Consider the following 18,433-nt stretch of genomic DNA (forward strand, 5'->3'; position numbering starts at 1 on the left):
GGGAGGCTATTGTTTTTTTAAAACAGGAAAAATGCTAACAGTAACGAACAACAAAGCAAATAAAACAATCAAAAAATAATCTTCTCCACGTGCAATTACAAAATATTGTTTTAGGTTATAAAACGATTGAAACATATAGTTTCCCTGAAAAACGTCGATGAATACAATAAGAGCATAAGCCCCCAGCAAAATACATAAGGATGAAATTATTTTAGCCATTATATCAGCCTCACCTTTTTCTTTTAAATTGCGGTAAATAATATAAAAATATACAAGGCGTCCATGAGATTTAATACTATTTATTAAATAATGGAAAATAATTGATCTTCTGCAAAGCAATCTGTTATAAAAAATTTAACGTAACAAGAATTTTAAAAATTCATCTACAAGGAGCTTTATGTATTTTAATGTACGGCTCTATTTTTATAGATTCTCACGAAGTAGTACAAGCCAAGCAGAAGTAATCCTACATTTGTATAAACATAAAAAATAGACCCATACCAAAAGTTCTTTTGAGCCAATGAATCAAAAAAATAATGTAAAAAGTGGTATAGCGCTACATAGATTAAACAAAGACTCCAGAAAACATTTTCTTCTCTAGAATAAATCTCTCTTAGTAATAAAAGAATGATCCACCAAAACACAAGTATGGATAATGTACTGAGTAAGTTAATTGGATAAGTCTTATAGTAAAAAGAATACGCGCTGCTATAAAATAAAAGCATCGATAGTAACAACATGAATAGTGGCTTTCTAGAGTGCTTATTGGTGATAAAAAAGTACAAGCCAATTAAAATGGCCATAAAAAAATAAATGTAATTCAACAAATTCCCCATCTCAAACCTCAACATTTTTATAATTTAATACTATGATATTTACGTTTCTCATAAAATCTTTTATGTATTGGGTCAAAAACACAGCATCTTATGCTTCCTTGCCTCTTTTATGTGTACAATACCCAAATATGTGTACAATACCCAAAGGTAGCAATTCCAAAAGAAACTCCAAAAGCGGTTGAAAATGCTGTTAAAAGATCAAAATTAGAGGTAAACAGCATATTAATTATTACGTTTCCTCCAAAGAAAATTAAAAAATATACCAAGAATTTCAAAATAACTTTTTTCAAGAACTACCCTACTTTCATAGATGTCGTTTAGATTGACTGCTGATTCAACACAGAATTTAAAAATCACGAAATTATAAATATAGACAATATATGATTATATTACCATATATTTTTACTGACCATAAAAAAGAACCTCTTTAAAATAGAGGTTCTTTTTATAACAGAGAAGATATTTAGTTAGGGTAATGACAAGAATTAAAATGTCATTTGTGAGCTTTAATAAATATAGTTCTCGTACTACTTATAGCTTCTCTACCAATTCATCAACACGGACACAAGTGAATCCTTTCGTTTTCACTGTTTTTAACACATCTCTTAACGCATTAATTGTATTTCTTGGAGCTTCAGATTCCGCCCCTAGCGTATCACCGCAGTCGTGCAGCAAAATCACGTCCCCGCCTTTTATATTTGCTAGGCGCTGTTTAATCTTTTCGCTTCCGCCAGAGGTTCGCCAATCTTCCGCCATGATTGACCATAGAATAATCTTATATTTACCTCTTTTGATAAAATCGAAAAGATTAAGCATTCCCCAAGGCGGGCGATAATATCTAGGCTCGACTCCCGTGATAGCTTCAATCACCTTGGCTGTATCCTTCAGTCCTTTTTGAACTTTCCAAGGCGACATAAACCAGTTGGAGTGATGTACGTAGTTATGAATTCCGATTAAGTGGCCTTCATTATGCATTCGCTGAATCAGTTCAGGGTACTTTTCTGCTTTGGTACCGACCACAAAAAAGGTTGCCTTCACCTCATTTTTCTTCAATAAATCAAGAAGTATCGGCGTATAAATAGGGTTCGGACCATCATCAAACGTAAAAGCAATTTTCGATAAATCCCTTCCCCTTTTAACTACGTTTACTCCTAGACCACGTGATAGGAAATACGGAATAACGGTGTATAATAAAATTAAAAAAATAATAGCAGAAATCATGAACTCCATATTATATACTCACCTCTATCTCCTTTTGCTTTTGTATTGTTCTATCATTTACGTTGAGTAATGGACTACGTCTTGCTGCTTCGACAATGACATGGAGAGCGTCTATGGATGACGTTTTAGTTTGGTATTTTTTTATTCTTTGTTTCATCCATTTTAAAGGTGCTGAATCATGAACCAGATTTTCGACCCGCGCAACCAACTCTTCTTCTGTTTTTACAGAAAGTGCGAATCCTGAACGACATAAATACTCTGCATTGTCTTCTTCTTGTCCGGGTAACGAATGGTAAATTAATATGGGTAAATCCATCGCCATTGCCTCAGAGGTTGTCACTCCCCCCGGCTTGCTGATCATTAAATCTGAAATAGCCATTAATTCTTCAACCTTTTCACAATATCCCAAAATTCTCACGTCATGCTTAGAGTCTTTTAATTCCGACTCTAATTGTGTTTTTAACTTCTTGTTTTTACCGCATACTATAAAAAGTTGCATCGGTGTAGAAATGGATTCTAAGGCTTTAAAGGTTGAAAGTCCTTTCCCAAAAAATCCGTCGCCCCCTCCCATGATGAGCAGGGTGAATATATTGGGATTAATCATATATTTTTCTAAGAGAAGATCCTTTGGAAGAACATCCATAAATCTTTTCCGTACAGGTATTCCAGTGTTTTTAATTTTATCTGCCTCTACCCCTAACGCAATTAATTGATCACGCAATCGAGCAGACCCTACCACATATTGATCTGTAGAGGAATGAATCCAATAAGAATGATCCGTATAATCTGTGATGATGGTTACCGCTGGAATATCAATTAACCCTTGCTCTTTTAATTTTGATATAATTCCCGCGGCAAATGGGTAGGTACTAACCACTACTTTCGGCTTTATTTCCTGTATGATTTTAAGCACGGTTTCCATACCCGATAAAAAGATCGAATTTAACTTAACGGAAAAAGAATTTTTCACACGAGTTTTTTCATACAAAAAGCTATACACTTGTGGAAACTTCTTAATTCCTTTTTTATAAATATAATGGCTGATTGGATAAAGGTTGGGATGAACCCACTCCATGATATCAATGGTAATAGGCTCAGCACCAGCAACGACATTACTTACTGCTTCACTTATCGCATTTGCCACTTGTTTATGTCCTTCTCCAAACGTAGCGGAAAGAATTAAGTATTTATCACGTTCACGGTTATTCATGACTTTTCCCTCCTTGTAGTTTGTATGTTTGTGCTGTGGGGTAAAACTTAGACTTTTCAGCACATCTTTTTGTTCTTTTGTTTAGGCGATTAAAGAATTGCTCTGCTGATAAAAAAGTAATAATGGGTAGTTCCCCTTTTTAATCGATTTGTAGGGTATATCTTTTCTTCTTTTTCGTTACATAGATTGGTTAGGAACTCCTTACACTATTTATTAGAAAAACACACAGTCTTAAGTTGAGCTTTCAAATAGCACATTTTCAGTCTACGTTTTGTAATTAAAAATAGGCTAAAAATAACATTAAAAATTAATGAAAAATCCAGTTTTTTTAATAAATAGTGCTACATTAAAAGAAATACAAAGGTGAAATTAATCTTTTCACCTTTGTATTTCAATCGCATGTAAGCATATTCGCCTTACCGACTGTGCTTTAGATACATACATACTATGAAAGAAGGACAAACCATGGATTTTATCACATCTTATATAAATCAATACGGATATATCGTGCTGTTTCTAGCATTGATGCTGGAACTTCTTGCACTTCCTCTTCCAGGGGAGCTGCTCATGGGCTACGCTGGGGTTCTTGCTTTTCAAGGACATTTAAGCTGGGTGGGAAGTATCTTGGTGGCTGGTATGGGGAGTATGGTTGGAATGACCATAGCCTACGGGGTAGGTTATAGGTTAGGGACTCCCTTTTTTGATAAATACGGAAAAACCCTTCATATGGGGCCAGAGCGAATTGAAAGAATGTCAAAATGGTTTGGTGTACATGGAAACAAGCTGTTGATTATTGCTTATTTCCTCCCAGTTATTAGACATATTACAGGATATTTTTCAGGAATTACTCGGCTTCCCTTTCGTACGTATGCACTGTATGCCTATAGTGGATCATTTCTTTGGGTTACCACATTTATTACTTTAGGAAAGTTATTAGGACCTCAGTGGGAACAGTTTCATCATTCTATCAAAAAGTATTTTGTCATTGGGCTGATTGTAGCTGTAAGTTTGTTCGCAGCTATTTACATTTATAAAAAGTTCAAAGTAACGATTAAAAAGATAGCAATTAATTGCCTCAAGTGGATAGTAAACGCATTTCATACGCGGAAACGGGCGGGTCTTGTTTTTATATTTACAGCATTAGTTACATTAGGGTTTATTCTGCTTATGATTGGAATGACGCAAGACTTTATCGCAAACGAGTTTGGAGATTTTAACAAAATAACGAGTTTATTAATAACAGCTCTTTTTAATAAAGATTGGAATGTACCAATGCGGGTGTTTTTCATACTGGGATCCAGGCAGGTTCTGGTAACATTGATTTCCTTTACCCTTGTATGGATTTTATGGAAAGGCAGAGATAAAAAAATTGAATTATTATCTCTGGTAGTTGTTGCAGGCGGCGGAGAGCTATACGAAGAAAGCCTGAGACGAATGTTCCATCATTTCTCCCCTATTAGAAAGTCGTTGATAGAACAGCTTTCATACACCTTTCCAAGCGAGCAGTCTTTAATGGCTTTTGTTATTTATGGGTTTGCTGTATTTATGCTGGTTCGACACTCTAAAAGATTGTGGGTTCCTACAGTAGCACCAATAGTGGCCATTCTTATTTTATTGCTTATTGCCATTAGTCGTTTGTATCTGAGCATACAATACCCCAGTGACATTGCAGCAGGATATGTATTTGGAGGAGTATGGCTAGGGTTAAACGTTTTGCTTCTTGAAACCTTCCGTCTTATGAAAGGTATTAATCTATAAGTGATACTGTCAAAAAACTTATTTCTGATGTTTCCCATGAGAAAAAACACCTCCAAGTGATTGCTCGGTACCCTATACCCAGTTATCAGCTTGAAGGTGTTTTTTATTTATATAAAATCAGAGCCTGTCCAAATTATTAGCAATTACGTTTTCTTAATCTGCGAACGCTGATACTTTCTAAACTAGTCGTATTTCTATTACCTGAATTATCTTCCCATACTAAAAATCCGCCTTCTGCTCGAATAAACGTACCATTTACATCAAGCTGTCTTCCAGCAGAAAAAACTTGAATTTTATCTCCTCTTCGAAAATTATCTACTATAGAACGAGATTGAGATGTACGACGATCTCCACTACGACGTCCTGGCATAACTCCACCTCCTTATACACTTATAGTACATACCATAAAGAAAGAAAAAATTGGTATAAGCAAAACGCGTAAAAGTATAAAAATATTTTATAAAATAAAAATTTGGCTATACCTGTCTTTAGTATTTCTACAAGGTTTCTTACATTTATCCACAGTCCCATGAGACCTCTGAATCTCTTTCATCTTGTAACGTGACCTAAATTCAGTGAGTATAAAATACATAAGGGATGTTTAAGGTGTTTGATGTATATAGTCTGAGAAGTCTTCTTTTAGACATAAAAAAAGAATCCTCCATGAAAAAGAGGATTCAACAGGGTAAGTAAGAAAAAGAAATATACATGCATGTTCTTGGGGGGCTACGCTTGTATAATCAACTTATACCCGCTATTCACTGATTAAAACAGCTAAAAACATTTTATAAAAAAATTGATAGTTAACCTATTAAATTACCCCTATAGATTCTTGAACTACTCCCCCACCGATGATAACCATCGCCTATATATGAAAAGTCATACTTTTCATAGTATCCAACGTAGTCGGTGCATAAATAAAGATTATCAAACCCGGCATTTTTCGTAACTTCTTTCAGCTTTAAAAGAAGTTGCTCACCTAAGGATTTACCTCGATAACTTTCTTCAATGTAAAGAGAACACACCCAGGGCCATAAATCCATTCGACTTATAATCGTTGGTGATAAGCCCTGGGCAGCCGATAATTCCTCCTTCGTCTTCTAACAGGTACCAGACTGGAAGACAACTATTTGTGTTTAAGCTATGTATAATACAGTCTTCGTAAAGCTTTAAATTCTCTTTACTCGCCCACTTACGCTGAGTATATTCAATAGCTTTGTCTTTGTACTCTACCTATTCTCTAATATTAATAATTCGCATGACAAGGGCTCCTCTATTAAAATTAAATCCATTCTTTTGTATGTTCATAAATGAATTTGATATCGTTTTGATAATGCTCAAGATGCCCTTCGTCTATCATTTTTTGAAACGCAATATCACCTTCACTAGCTTTTCTTGTAATTGTTTTACATAACCCCTCTAATCGTAGCAATACCATTTCCAAATAACCTTCTTGTAATTCTTCGCCATAAGATTCAAAAAATAATTTCACTCTTCGCTTTCTATCTTGAGCATGCTGTGATGAATTATAATGAATTTTCTCACCTGTTTCAGAAAGATAAAATCTACTCAAAGGGACGCACGTATAAAGAGTATAAGCAATGTCCCAAAGTCTTGGCCCAGGTGCAGCAACATCAAAATCAATAATTCCTATTGGTCTCTAATCATTAAAAATAATGTTGTATATAGCAAAATCATTATGACATAGTATTTCAAATGGTTTAGGCGTGTTATCTATTGATTTCCAGCTGTCATCAAATGAAAAATCACTCACTGAATCATGATAAAGACGGAGCATTTTTCCTATTTCTATCAAAACATCATCGGACCACATATATTTCTTCAAGGGATAATTACCAGCTTCACCTTCAATAAATGACAAGACCTCTCTCCCTTTTTCGTCAATGCCTAAAAATTTTGGTGCATAAGTAAATCCCTTGTTTTCTAAATGCTTTAATAGCTTATGAAATTTATGATTATCTGATTTTAATTCTCGTCGTACGGTATTTCCCGAGCGGTAAACGTTAGAAACATTCCCTCCTGTTAGTACTTCTTCGTCCTTAAAGTTTGACATATAAATATTCCCCCTGAATATACCCGATTTGTCGTTAATAAGTGAAAGTGATAAAACATTTACCACAATGATATACCTTATTTCACCATCTATTTAGAACAGCCCGTACTTTTCCCTTCATAGCCCATTAATGTTACTTTACATTATAAAAAAAGAATCTTCATTCGAAGATCTCTTTGACTGCTTATTTCATACAAAAATCCGCTAAAAAAGCGGGAGACCGCTACTATGTTAAATCACCAAAAGCCACCGTCTGAGTGGATAATTTGTCCGGTAATCCATTCTGCTTCTTCGCTTGCTAAAAAAACAACTAATTTTGCGGCATCCCGGGGCTCACCAAGTCGACCCATTGGGAACTTCGGCAGTAAATCTTCCTTCAACTTACTGCTCATCCACCCAGTATTAGTTGGTCCAGGATCTACAGCATTAACAGTAATTTTAAGAGGTGCTAATTCAATAGCAACTGATTTAGTAAATGTAGAAACGGCACCTTTGGTGGCAACATAAGCCAAATTGCCAGGCTCAGGTGACTTATCTTGACCTGATACCATATTAATAATTCGACCGCCATGCTTGCCTTCGATTAGACGTGCAAACTCAACAGTTAAAAGACATGTTCCTCTAACATTCACGTTATAATGAGCGTCGAGAACATCAGCATCTATCGAACGAAAATCTACGTCTACAGAATGTGTTGCATTATTTACAAGGATTGATGGAGAACCCAGTTTGGTTTGAACTGTATCAAGCAGTTTTCTTGATGCATCGGGCTGTGATAAATCCAATTCCATCGATTCACATCGTACTCCCAGACTGCGTATCTCCTCAATCAGATGCTTCGACCAATTAAAATCATCCTCATTACAATAATCCATTAAACGATCATAATTTGACCAATGAGTGAAAAAAATATCTGCGCCTTCTTTAGCTAACTCCCTGCATATTTCAGTACCAATACCTTTTGCCCGACTAGCACCAGTAACAATCGCAATTTTATTTATTAATCGCTTCATAAAGCATCTCCTCATGGGAACGCTGAATTTATATGCTCACCAATAGCACACGATTTCAGCAATCCTGTATATGTATATTAATCTATCAAGTTGTAATGAATGAAAAAGGTAATCAAAGTTTAAATGGTATTACAATGTCTATATTCTGCACTCATAGACAGAGAATGACATGCCTTCTCCGTAGCCATCTTTTACTTCATGAACAGTAAGATTGTTAAATCCATTAGAGCTAAGGATACGTTCAAATTCTTCTGAGCCATAAAGTCGAAGAGGGAAATCCATTATCTCCACCTTTTTTGTCTGATTTCCTTGAAGTAGCTCATATTTTATCTTAGTATTCAAAGAGCTCGCTTTTCTATCGTAGAAGCTTTTTTTGTAAACGACGATGATTTCTTTATTAAAAGATACTCTATTTGTTTCAGTCCAATCTACTAGTTCTTCAATTTCACTTTTTTTCTTTATAATCGTTAAAAGTATTTTTCCGCCGTCTTTTAAAACTGCTTTCATATTTTGAAGACTTTTAGTGACAATATCATCAGCTAACAGCGAAAAAGAGCCAAAGGGTATTATAATAAGATCATACTTTTTACTATTTTGAAAATTCTCGATATCTTGGTACCATACATTTGGTTTAATGCTTATTCTTTCAGCCTTTTCTACACATGCTTCAAGCATTTCTTTAGAAATATCGAACCCTTCAATATCAATTCCGTTTTGCATAAATGGAATAAGCATTCTACCGCTCCCGCACATCGGTTCTAATACTTTCATATTTTGGTCTTTTACAAAGGAAAGATAAAACTCCAGCTCTTTTCTCTTTGCAACGGATTTATCAACTTCGTATAACCTTGTGCAAAGCTCTCCATAGTAATCATCCATTCTTATTTCACCTCACATAAGTAGTTTTCCATACGTGCATTCAACTTTCCTGCTCTATTCTAGTCAATAAGGTAACAGACGGAACAATCGATTACCTAAATAAAATTCAAAAAGGAAATATTCTCATTTTAGAGAAGTGAATAAAGGGCTGCTTTTCATTTTTCTAACACTTAAAAGGAGGTACACAAATGAATGAACAAATACTAAAAATAGATAAAGTAGAGATTTGCACAGAAAGTTTTGGGAACCCAGAGAATCCTGCTGTACTTTTAATAATGGGAGCAATGTCCTCGTTAGATTGGTGGGATGAAGACTTCTGTCTTCGCCTCGCTGAAAGGGAGAGATTTGTTATTCGTTACGACCATCGTGATTTAGGCCAATCTACCACTTATCCGCCGGGTACTTCTAACTATACAATAACGGATATGGCTGATGATGCAATTGGCGTTTTAGATGCTTATTCTATAGAAAAAGCTCATATTGTTGGAATGTCGTTGGGCGGGATGATAGGTCAGATTCTTGCTCTTAGATATCCAAAACGCATAGACTCTCTTACTTTAATTGCATCAAGCGTTTTTGGAACGGAGGCGGAAAAATTGCCTCCAATGGATCAGCGCATACTTGATTATCATACAAAAAGCACTTCCATAGACTGGTCAAAACATGAGGAAACCGTTCCCTATCTTGCAGGTGGATGGAAAACGTTAAGTGGAACAAAACCTTATGAAGAGGAAAGGATGTATAAGCTAGCAAAAAGAGAAGCTGCCCGCGCCAAACAGTTGCCGAGTAGATTTAATCATGCTTTACTTCAAGGAGGAGGCCAATATTATGACAGATTGAGTGAAATTAGCACACCTACGCTGATTATTCATGGAACAAAAGATCCGGCACTTCCTTATGAACATGGACTTGCTCTTGCAAAAGCTATTTCTCATGCTAAATTAATAGCTCTTGAGGGTACAGGACATGAAGTTCATAGTGAGGACTGGGACCAAATTATCGAAGCAATTGTAGGGATTAGCTCTTAAAAGTAAAAAAAGAGAAATGAAGACTTCAAAGCGCTTTTTCAAGAAAGCTTTGGGGTCTTTTCATATTTCAAAATTCCTTTCTTCTACTAGCAGTTGACAAAAACGTTTTCTATAGCAAAGGGTATTTTGTACAAAAGGACCTACACCTTTTCAAGACAGCCTATTTACGATACACTAATAATTCATGAAATATCCACATAAGGGTATTAAAGTAAGAAAATGGAGGCTTTTTATGAAATATTTTAAGGTATTTTTTTGTTTAATCTTATTACTCCTAGTAGGCATAACCGGCTGTTCTCAAAAAGAAGAAGTTACAAGCATTAATACTGTTGATGTAAAAAAGCTTAAAGAGCGTAGCGGAACTTATGTTGGAAATAATTCTAACGTGGTAGCTATCGTAAGGGACTTGCCTGGAGGAGAAACATTTAAAGAAATTGATTTACATAATAAAACGCTAAAAATAACGTATGGTACTAAAGCGGGCTCTCTTTCAGAAGATGAAACGTTAAAATATTGGTTTGACGGTAAGAATACATTGGAGAAAAACTTTCTTTACAATGCTATTTATTTAGCAATATTAGTGCCTAATGCTCAAGGTTACAGTTTTAAAGTAGACAATCAAAAATTCTCAGTATCTAGAGAAGAAATGGAACAGTTTATTTCTGGCAACATTAAAACTTTACCGGATAGTAATAAATTATTTGATAAAGAAAAAGCACAGCAATTTATAGATGATAATAAAGAAAAGATAAATAAAACAGTTAAATCGGCAGCTATTCGAGAACATTTTTTTAAGAATGTTCCTATAGTAAAAGAATAAAAGGTTGAGACATAACGAAATGAATCCAATCTAAAGATGAACAACTAGTATACATGAGGTGCATCGCTTGTGACACCGCAGTTGATTTCCGTGCAAGGCTTCGCTTTCCGCGGGCGGCCGCTGAGCCTCCTCGTCGCTTGCGCTCCTGCGGGGTCTCACCTGCTCCGCTTTTCCCGCAGGAGTCTTCGCCTTGCCCTCCAGCTTGGGTGAATCACTACAAACTCTTTTTTCTATAAAGAAAGAAACTTATTACCGCTCCCAGTACAGCCATAACTACACTAAAACGAATGAGATGAATAATAAAATCAATAAGGTTTAAATAGGTTGTTTCTGTTACACCATCACCGACTGATTCAACTTCTTTATATGGAATCACAAAGAAACCTAATGATCCTCCTAAAATAAGGCCGTAGAAAAAACCTTTTTCTATAAATTTCAACAAGAAACTCTCCTCCTTTCAAAAATGCTCATCTAATGAGTTATAGCACTCTCTATAACTCATTAGATGAGCATTTATTTATCTTCCACAAAAATTATTTAATTATGAATTTTATTACATATAATCTATATATTAACATATACACAAGTTAAAAGGGAGACTAACGTATAGTCTCCCTTTCTATAAAAGTTTAATAACTTTTAAAAATTATATTTAGTTAAACAGTCTTTCAAATTAAATAAAAGCTCCAGAAAGTCACGAAGCAAGGAAGCTTTTCACAGCAGTTAAAAAAGCGGATAAGTTTCCTGCGTGCACCTCGTGTCCAGCCCCTTTTATCGTTACTAATTTACAATTTGGAATGCGCTTAGAAACTTCCTGCAATTTATCTTGAGGGATATGGCTAGATCCTCCTCCTATGATGAGAGTAGGTGCAATTATCTCTGTAAGACTTCCCCACCATTTAGGATTGGGGTTGTTTAACTGTTGAAGGATTGAAGGTACAACCTCCCAGTCAAACGGTAAAGAACCAGGCGGTTTGGCTGGGATTTCGAACTTTTCTCCTGTAAAAGGTGGAGGAGTGTCTTCAACAATCAATTGATCTACCCTTTCTGGAAATGTTTCAGAAAAAAGATAGGACACCGTACCGCCCATAGAATGCCCAATCAACGTAAAGCGCTCCAAACTCATGGCATTTACGAACTGAAGTAAGTCATCACACATAAGTTCAAACGTATAGGTGCCGGTTCTTTCACTTCCACCGTGTCCTCGCTGATCTAAAGCTAAAAATCGATATTCCTTCCCTAATACAGCTGCTACTTCATCCCACGACTCTGCACTCATTCCCAAAGCGTGAAGTGCAATAATAGCGGGTGCCGAAGCTTCGCCCGACTCTCGATATTGAAATGTTAAACCATTTAGTTCAATTTGATTTACTCCCATTTTCAAATCAGATCAACTCCTAACTCAGATTTCACCAATTAAAATCTAGTTTATTAAGGTTCATCTATATATTAGTAAAGAAATGAAGATTTCCTTCACCTCTTATCTTATTAGGAAAGATATTAGATTATTTTATGTATCCTTTGTAATTCTTTAGTCAGCATAATGTACCTAGAGATTCTTACTTTCAATCCCCTTATACTTTAACCCAAAAGTACTACAAGCCAATTGAATAAAAGATTGTAAAGGAAGAGACATAAATTTATCTTTATGCCAAAACATTTGTGTATAAAGAGGCGTATCAACTTTAGTACAAGCCAATTCTTTTAATATGCCGTTCTCTAGCTCTCCTCTTACTACTACTTCGGGCAATATGGCAATACCTAAATCTAGCATAACGCATTGCTTAATAGCTTCTACGCTTACAAATTCAAATTTAGTTGATGTACAAATACCCGCCTCACGAAACAAGTTTTCCAATACTACACGATATGAACATCCTGATTCGGTATACAAAAGAGTCTCATTCTCAAGATCTTCTAAGTAGATTTCCGCTTTATCAGCTAAAGGATGCTGAGGGGAAGCAATAATTTTTAAGTTTTCTGCAACAAGACATTGCGTATGTAGATTTGCATCATGATGCTGAATAGGCTCCATTGTAAAGGCGATATCAAGAGTTCCGTCTAGCAGCTGCGCTCTTGTTTGTGCTTGAGAGTAAATGGGCTTAAAAATCATTTTAACCTTTGGAAATTGATCCTTAAACTCTTTTAATATTGGAGGCAATCTATACGTGCACTGACTTTCAGAAGACCCAATAATAAGTGTACCGGCAGGTTCCTCCACTCCACTTACAGCATTTTTTGCTTCATTAGTCAGTTGAATCATTTTATCGGCGTACCTTTTAAATTCTCTGCCTGCCTCTGTTAAAACCAAGCGCTTTCCGAGACGTTCAAATAAAGGCGTTTCAAGTTCATTTTCAAGAGCTTTTATTTGAGCGGTAACGCTTGATTGAGCAAAGTTTAAAATTTTAGCCGTATAGGTGAAATTTAAATTTTCTGCAGCTGTTTTAAATGTAATCAGTTGTTTTATTTCGATTTTCCTCACCTCTATATAATCGGGTATTCCGATTGATTCAATCGGAATGTTCATCTGTAACGATCGTTAATTTCATTATAAAATATGGTAAATCAAACCACAACATACTAAATATAAAGAGATAAGGGGAAATCATAATGACCATAAAAAAAGAAAATACAAAGGAATCGATGAGTTTAACACAAAAAGATACGAGTAAAAAAGATTTCAAATACTACTGGAATGAAATTATTCGAGCGCTTATCGTGACTAAATAATTAGAGCCAATCAATTATATGTTGCTTAAAAAAGCTATATAAATTAAATTCACGTACAAGCGTTTCAATGTAAAAACAATAGCCCGCTAATTCTGAATACCTTCAGAGTTAGCAAGCTATTAATCTAATAAATTTATAGTCATGTTTATTCGTTTGAATCCAACCTAAACTCCGCAATGTCCTTGTCATCTTGGGAGACGATAAGCGTACCTTTTATCTAACACTTCATGGTGTGATTGAGCTTCGATATGGTATTTAGAATACCTAAACTTAATTATTAATGTTCTTGAGACAAAGCAAATTTAGAATAAATAAAAGTACTCATACTAATTATTATTATCCATAAATAAACTGTTTCCTTCCATTTTTTTTAGGCTTAACACGTTTTTTGTACATATGATAATGTATCAAAAACGAATAGACATATTGAAAACAAAAAAGCTAATGGTATGTGGGACAGTCTCGTCTCACATACCATTAGCTTTTTTAATTAAAAATCGTTATATTCCTCTAAATCATCATCATCTAATGACCCGGATAATTGCTCTAGATCTGCAACCTTACCTTCTTTGAAGGTTGGGTGGCTTTCTGAAGGCTTCTCTTCTTTCTCCTCTTGCTTACTCACAAACCCGTTGGACTGAGCTAATTTCTTTAATTCCTGTAGTTCGGAATTGATGTGTTCAAGAAGTTCTTCTGTTCTGTGTCCTGCTTCTATTTGATTGGAAGATGAACTATGAAGGTCACGAACAATTAGAGATGAAATATAGTCCCCTAATTTTCGAGACTTTGCATATTTTGCAAGTATATCATAGACTTCATCACTCAACTGATTAGTTTTAATCGTAAAGGCATTTTGACGCTCTGACATGGTTATCACCTACGCTGTTAGGATTTAACGGCTTTCTTCTCGGCTTGTTTCTTTTGAAGGTACCCCATGCTTCGGATTTCTAAGCCGAATAAATTTAAGTGACGGCTATCCTCAGGCACTTTATGATATTTCTCTGTGCGTTCTTCGCCAATTTTTTCACGCATGCTATTCATAATCGCTACTTCTAGTGTAGGAGCGACACCGCCACTATATACATATTTTCGGATTTTATTTGCTGGTGGTGGGGCGACATCATTTAACTTAGCTAGTAAGATCTCTACATAATCTCTTAGAGAAGATTTAATTTGAGCTGTTAAATCAATGGATTCACCTGTGTTTTCATTTTTTAGTTCAAACTTTTGTTTGCTGTAGTTATCTAAAATAAATTGATCAAAAGCGCGTAAATCGGTAAACAACTCTGGGAATTTCTCTTTTCGTAACTTATCGATATGTGCTAAGTAGGGAATACCCTCGATACTTTGGAACGATTCACGACTGTTCGCAGCCTTCAACCCTTCAGGTAAGATTACAACATCAATGGATCCTCCACCGATATCGATCATTACGGTTTCACATTCCACATATTCATTAGCATCTTCACGGTCTTGAAGCGTTAGGTCTTTCTTTAACGCAAAACGTGCGATTTCACCTTCCTTTAAACAAACACTTTCTTCCACAGATACTTTTAATTCTTTTTCAAATCCTGGGGTATGGATATAAAAAGTGTGATCACCTACAAAGCGATTTGCCATAGCCTTTTGCGCTTCACCAAACGTACTTTCTTTTTTTAGTAACCAAATTGGTAACATTGTAGAGAAATAGTCAATTTGGATGTTGTTGTCCTTTTGATCTTTTGTGTGTAACGCGTGGTAGTATGCAACGGCAGCTAAAAATGTTACGTATGGAATATGACTTGTAATTTTATTATGTAAACGATTGATATGATTGTTTGCTAATTGTTGGCTGGCGGCAATGTCACCCACTAAGAAATAACGTTCTTTTTCTTCCTCTCCAATAGTTGTAGATAATAAGATACGCTTTTTAAATTCCTCTGGTGCTGTAACAGCATCTGTGAAGAATGAATCAGCAGCTTCTTTTTGGAGTTCTACTACGTTGGTTTGGAAATCAAATAGATATCCATCTATGATATTCATATCGACTGAGTTCCCACAGTCTTTATTAAAACGTGAAATTTTCATCTCTATACACCTCTTTTTTTAGTTGAACTTCTGTTGAACTTATTATACAAAATAAAAGCTGGATTTTCAATCCTTCAGTTCAACTGATTTATCATCAAAAACTTACACATATCAACAATTTTTTTATCTAGTTGAACTTATTTCAAGGTCAGAAAAACAGTGTCAGGAAAGTTCTTTTTCCGGAATAAGAAAGTCGGAAGTAGAGATTCTGGTGAAAAAAGAGGTTGAGACAAAAGTATTTTAGATGAAGTAAAAAACGAACTATTGATCAAGATTTTCGATTAGTAGTTTGTTTTTTTATTAAGGTAAACGCAGACTTCATTTGTTTAGGTCTTTCTAGCAGTTGATTGAAGGGTAAGACAAATACTCCTGATGGAAAAGCGGAATGTATCAAGATAATATTTATATTCGTTAAGAGACTTAAAATCTTGTTTGACAATATTAGATAACACTCACCTTTTTTGAACTACCTTTTTCATTAACTAACTTTTATGATCTTTATCTTTAACTATAATATAATTCTCTGTTCCTTTTACTGAATAGATTTCTGAACCAACTGTAAAATAGTTTGATTGATTATTACCCGCGGGCATTTTAGTTGCTTTAGTTTTCTTTTCTATTGTTCCTATTTGGTCTCCTATTTCTTGTGTTTGATCTAATTTATCTTCTGTTCCGTTATATTCCTTGTTTTCAACTACAACAATGATAGCAGAAGAACTCTCTGTATTCGTCCCTAAACTTTCTTGATTACATGCAGTTAGAACGATTAAATAAACTACTGACAGAAAACTAAGTGGCCTCCAGAAATCATTTATTTTCCTTACCCTTTAATTAAAATTGACATTAGAGGATATACCAAGTTCAGTGACTTATCACAATGTATTCGAAAATAAAAAATCTTAAAAGGTCTATTAAACAAATTTCTCATGATCCTCAACATAAAAATCTACATAACCGCAGCTGGAACAAACATAAGGTATTAACTCACTATAATTATGATTATTAGTTAATACGCTGCTTGGCGTTTTATTTACACCTAAACTTCCAAGTGATGATTGAATACGAGCTTTGGTTAAAGTTGAATTACATTTAGAGCACTTTTTGCTGTACATACATATCACTCCCTCTATTTCATAACATCATTTCTATTTTCTACAGTACACGCTTGTTAGCTTTAAAATTGAAAATTAGCCATATAACTTGAATAATCAAAGGGAAAATAAATGCAATCAATAAAACAATAAATGCCAACAATTTTAGCTGAGGTGTTTAAGTAACACCCGCTCCATCAACTTCTCTTGTCCAGACAACAGCTGTGCCTACAATGAAAAGTATGATTCACATCATATTAGCTATCCACCAGGAAATCCATCGTCTTTTCACATCATCACTCCTTTCAATTTAAGCTGCATCTTTCTTTTTCAATTCCCAGATAAGAGCAATGGTAGAAATAGCTCCACCTACCGCAAAGAGATAAGAAGAAAACGGTATTGTTTCATGCATGAATAAATCTCTTATTCTATAAAAACACAGGATAATAGTGCCGATTAAACCAATCATAAGCCGAATATTTTTATTGATTGTTTTCTCCCCCTTTAGGCTTCTCTTTGCACCTGATCCTTTATCATAAGTCCAAATATAGCGAAGAAGTTTAATACAACCAGCAATCCATAATAAAAGCCAAGCCCTTCAAAAAATAAAGAAAGAATGGGAAATATTATAGTTTCAAAGCCAAACAACATAATAATAAGTCCAATTCCTTTAGCGAGCTGCTTTTCATCCTTAGGTGTAAATATCTTTCCATATCCAGCAATAAAATTAGTACTACCTTTTTTCCATACACGTTTCCCAATATAAATGATTAAACAGCTTACTAGACTTATAAATAATAATTTCAACACCAGACATTACACCTTCTTTACATACTTTAATTTAACATATATAGTACATTTTACCATAATCAATAAACAAATATTATGTATTAAAGGTGGACTCACAAAATACAACACTGTAAAATATATACATACTAATTTGGGAGGTTTTTGTTTGTTAAACTTATGCTTAGAGCTGGGTGAGTAAGCTTCCTTAATGAATGTGTGCATAAAGGAAGCCCCATTTATGGAGTATAAAAAGCGGTAATTTAGCAAGTTGATAGGAGACTCTAAATGGATATCTTAATTAAACAAGAACTCACTGAAGAATATAATGAAACTGAAAAAGTTGTGAAAAGCGCCTTTTTAAATGAAGAATACAGCGATAAGAAAGAACATTTACTTGTGAAACGAATTAGGAAGTCAGATGAATTTATTCCTGAACTTTCACTAGTCGCATTAAATCCGAATGCAGTAGATATTATAGGCCATATTCTTCTATCTAAAATAACAATTATAGATGGTGATAACGCTACCGTTTCTTTAGCACTTGCTCCAGTTTCAGTTGCACCTCAGTATCAAAAACAAGGAGCTGGGAGCCAACTAATACACGCTGCGTTAAAACGCGCAAAAGAGCTTGGTTATCATTCAGTAATTGTTTTAGGGCACAAAGATTACTATCCTAAGTTTGGATTTAAACCAGCTAGCTCATGGAATATATATGCTCCATTTGACGTGCCTGAAGAATTTTTTATGGCCATAGAGTTAACAGAAGGATCTCTAAAAAATGTGCAAGGTGTTGTACATTACTCAAAATCTTTTTCAGAGTAAGCACTAAATGATTAATTAGGTTTTACGTAAAGGCTGCCTGGAAAATAATTTTATAGTATTTTCTATGGGCAGCCTCTTTTTTATTTACCTGATAT

Annotated in this window: 17 protein-coding genes and 2 pseudogenes; 4 read left to right on the forward strand and 15 right to left on the reverse strand. The window is 34.8% G+C overall.

Going from position 1 to position 18,433, the window contains the following annotated elements:
• Positions 1–6: 6 nt before the first annotated feature.
• The 3 genes from ACH6EI_RS16200 to ACH6EI_RS16210 all read right to left on the reverse strand — a co-directional run bounded on the left by ACH6EI_RS16200 (position 7) and on the right by ACH6EI_RS16210 (position 3,267).
• Complete coding sequence (locus ACH6EI_RS16200; RefSeq protein WP_226313283.1) at positions 7–219, reverse strand: YczF family membrane protein; 213 nt, start codon at positions 217–219, stop codon at positions 7–9.
• 1,148 nt (positions 220–1,367) lie between these two features.
• On the reverse strand, positions 1,368–2,066 hold the full coding sequence (locus ACH6EI_RS16205) for a polysaccharide deacetylase family protein (protein ID WP_034265051.1): 699 nt from the start codon (positions 2,064–2,066) through the stop codon (positions 1,368–1,370).
• Position 2,067: 1 nt separating this feature from the next.
• Entirely contained in the window at positions 2,068–3,267 is a 1,200-nt protein-coding gene (locus ACH6EI_RS16210; RefSeq protein ID WP_108674565.1) for an MGDG synthase family glycosyltransferase, read from the reverse strand.
• A 465-nt stretch (positions 3,268–3,732) separates the two neighbouring features.
• Here ACH6EI_RS16210 and ACH6EI_RS16215 point away from each other — a divergent pair, with 465 nt between their 5' ends.
• A complete protein-coding gene (locus tag ACH6EI_RS16215; RefSeq protein ID WP_189643450.1) occupies positions 3,733–5,025 on the forward strand; it encodes a VTT domain-containing protein in 1,293 nt (430 codons plus the stop codon).
• Between the two features lie 136 nt (positions 5,026–5,161).
• On the opposite strand, the gene ACH6EI_RS16220 is transcribed toward ACH6EI_RS16215, so the two are convergent.
• From ACH6EI_RS16220 to ACH6EI_RS16240, 5 genes and pseudogenes are all read right to left on the reverse strand, one after another.
• On the reverse strand, positions 5,162–5,395 hold the full coding sequence (locus ACH6EI_RS16220) for a hypothetical protein (protein ID WP_098113378.1): 234 nt from the start codon (positions 5,393–5,395) through the stop codon (positions 5,162–5,164).
• A 433-nt stretch (positions 5,396–5,828) separates the two neighbouring features.
• Positions 5,829–6,068 (reverse strand): GNAT family N-acetyltransferase, encoded by a 240-nt coding sequence (locus ACH6EI_RS16225; protein ID WP_394530626.1) that lies wholly within the window; start codon positions 6,066–6,068, stop codon positions 5,829–5,831.
• Between the two features lie 239 nt (positions 6,069–6,307).
• Positions 6,308–7,099: pseudogene (locus tag ACH6EI_RS16230) on the reverse strand (phosphotransferase).
• 236 nt (positions 7,100–7,335) lie between these two features.
• Entirely contained in the window at positions 7,336–8,112 is a 777-nt protein-coding gene (locus ACH6EI_RS16235; RefSeq protein ID WP_033578569.1) for an SDR family oxidoreductase, read from the reverse strand.
• A gap of 138 nt (positions 8,113–8,250) precedes the next feature.
• Positions 8,251–8,991, reverse strand: a complete 741-nt coding sequence (locus ACH6EI_RS16240; RefSeq protein ID WP_033578568.1) for a class I SAM-dependent methyltransferase — start codon at positions 8,989–8,991, stop codon at positions 8,251–8,253.
• Between the two features lie 188 nt (positions 8,992–9,179).
• On the opposite strand from ACH6EI_RS16240, the gene mle reads away from it, so the two are divergent.
• Together mle and ACH6EI_RS16250 are read left to right on the forward strand one after the other, a co-directional pair.
• Positions 9,180–10,019: an alpha/beta fold macrolide esterase gene (mle, locus tag ACH6EI_RS16245; RefSeq protein ID WP_108674563.1), complete on the forward strand. Its 840-nt coding sequence runs from the start codon at positions 9,180–9,182 to the stop codon at positions 10,017–10,019.
• A gap of 232 nt (positions 10,020–10,251) precedes the next feature.
• Positions 10,252–10,839 (forward strand): DUF4825 domain-containing protein, encoded by a 588-nt coding sequence (locus tag ACH6EI_RS16250; protein WP_108674562.1) that lies wholly within the window; start codon positions 10,252–10,254, stop codon positions 10,837–10,839.
• Between the two features lie 214 nt (positions 10,840–11,053).
• On the opposite strand, the gene ACH6EI_RS16255 is transcribed toward ACH6EI_RS16250, so the two are convergent.
• The 7 genes and pseudogenes from ACH6EI_RS16255 to ACH6EI_RS16285 all read right to left on the reverse strand — a co-directional run bounded on the left by ACH6EI_RS16255 (position 11,054) and on the right by ACH6EI_RS16285 (position 17,537).
• Positions 11,054–11,281 (reverse strand): hypothetical protein, encoded by a 228-nt coding sequence (locus ACH6EI_RS16255; RefSeq protein ID WP_049163909.1) that lies wholly within the window; start codon positions 11,279–11,281, stop codon positions 11,054–11,056.
• A 252-nt stretch (positions 11,282–11,533) separates the two neighbouring features.
• Positions 11,534–12,223: an alpha/beta fold hydrolase gene (locus ACH6EI_RS16260; protein ID WP_108674561.1), complete on the reverse strand. Its 690-nt coding sequence runs from the start codon at positions 12,221–12,223 to the stop codon at positions 11,534–11,536.
• Positions 12,224–12,388: 165 nt separating this feature from the next.
• Complete coding sequence (locus ACH6EI_RS16265) at positions 12,389–13,312, reverse strand: LysR family transcriptional regulator (RefSeq protein WP_049163905.1); 924 nt, start codon at positions 13,310–13,312, stop codon at positions 12,389–12,391.
• A 747-nt stretch (positions 13,313–14,059) separates the two neighbouring features.
• Positions 14,060–14,437, reverse strand: a complete 378-nt coding sequence (locus tag ACH6EI_RS16270) for a hypothetical protein (protein WP_049163902.1) — start codon at positions 14,435–14,437, stop codon at positions 14,060–14,062.
• A gap of 17 nt (positions 14,438–14,454) precedes the next feature.
• Positions 14,455–15,636 (reverse strand): Alp7A family actin-like protein, encoded by a 1,182-nt coding sequence (locus ACH6EI_RS16275; protein WP_014460729.1) that lies wholly within the window; start codon positions 15,634–15,636, stop codon positions 14,455–14,457.
• A gap of 1,152 nt (positions 15,637–16,788) precedes the next feature.
• Positions 16,789–16,974, reverse strand: a pseudogene (locus ACH6EI_RS16280) (DUF3923 family protein).
• A gap of 257 nt (positions 16,975–17,231) precedes the next feature.
• Complete coding sequence (locus ACH6EI_RS16285) at positions 17,232–17,537, reverse strand: hypothetical protein (protein WP_099330809.1); 306 nt, start codon at positions 17,535–17,537, stop codon at positions 17,232–17,234.
• 264 nt (positions 17,538–17,801) lie between these two features.
• Here ACH6EI_RS16285 and ACH6EI_RS16290 point away from each other — a divergent pair, with 264 nt between their 5' ends.
• Positions 17,802–18,338, forward strand: coding sequence for a GNAT family N-acetyltransferase (locus ACH6EI_RS16290; protein WP_099330808.1), 537 nt, complete (start codon positions 17,802–17,804; stop codon positions 18,336–18,338).
• The last annotated feature ends 95 nt before the right edge of the window (positions 18,339–18,433 follow it).

This window comes from Priestia sp. JSM ZJ58 (assembly GCF_044383985.1).
Taxonomy (GTDB): domain Bacteria; phylum Bacillota; class Bacilli; order Bacillales; family Bacillaceae_H; genus Priestia; species Priestia zanthoxyli.

Coding starts and splice junctions, on each gene's coding strand:
- ACH6EI_RS16275 (WP_014460729.1), bottom strand. CDS start 15,636: ATGAAAATTTCACGTTTTAATAAAGACTGTGGGAACTCAGTCGATATG.
- ACH6EI_RS16235 (WP_033578569.1), bottom strand. CDS start 8,112: ATGAAGCGATTAATAAATAAAATTGCGATTGTTACTGGTGCTAGTCGG.
- ACH6EI_RS16225 (WP_394530626.1), bottom strand. CDS start 6,068: ATGGATTTATGGCCCTGGGTGTGTTCTCTTTACATTGAAGAAAGTTAT.
- ACH6EI_RS16270 (WP_049163902.1), bottom strand. CDS start 14,437: ATGTCAGAGCGTCAAAATGCCTTTACGATTAAAACTAATCAGTTGAGT.
- ACH6EI_RS16210 (WP_108674565.1), bottom strand. CDS start 3,267: ATGAATAACCGTGAACGTGATAAATACTTAATTCTTTCCGCTACGTTT.
- mle (WP_108674563.1), top strand. CDS start 9,180: ATGAATGAACAAATACTAAAAATAGATAAAGTAGAGATTTGCACAGAA.
- ACH6EI_RS16220 (WP_098113378.1), bottom strand. CDS start 5,395: ATGCCAGGACGTCGTAGTGGAGATCGTCGTACATCTCAATCTCGTTCT.
- ACH6EI_RS16205 (WP_034265051.1), bottom strand. CDS start 2,066: ATGGAGTTCATGATTTCTGCTATTATTTTTTTAATTTTATTATACACC.
- ACH6EI_RS16200 (WP_226313283.1), bottom strand. CDS start 219: ATGGCTAAAATAATTTCATCCTTATGTATTTTGCTGGGGGCTTATGCT.
- ACH6EI_RS16290 (WP_099330808.1), top strand. CDS start 17,802: ATGGATATCTTAATTAAACAAGAACTCACTGAAGAATATAATGAAACT.
- ACH6EI_RS16215 (WP_189643450.1), top strand. CDS start 3,733: ATGGATTTTATCACATCTTATATAAATCAATACGGATATATCGTGCTG.
- ACH6EI_RS16250 (WP_108674562.1), top strand. CDS start 10,252: ATGAAATATTTTAAGGTATTTTTTTGTTTAATCTTATTACTCCTAGTA.
- ACH6EI_RS16240 (WP_033578568.1), bottom strand. CDS start 8,991: ATGGATGATTACTATGGAGAGCTTTGCACAAGGTTATACGAAGTTGAT.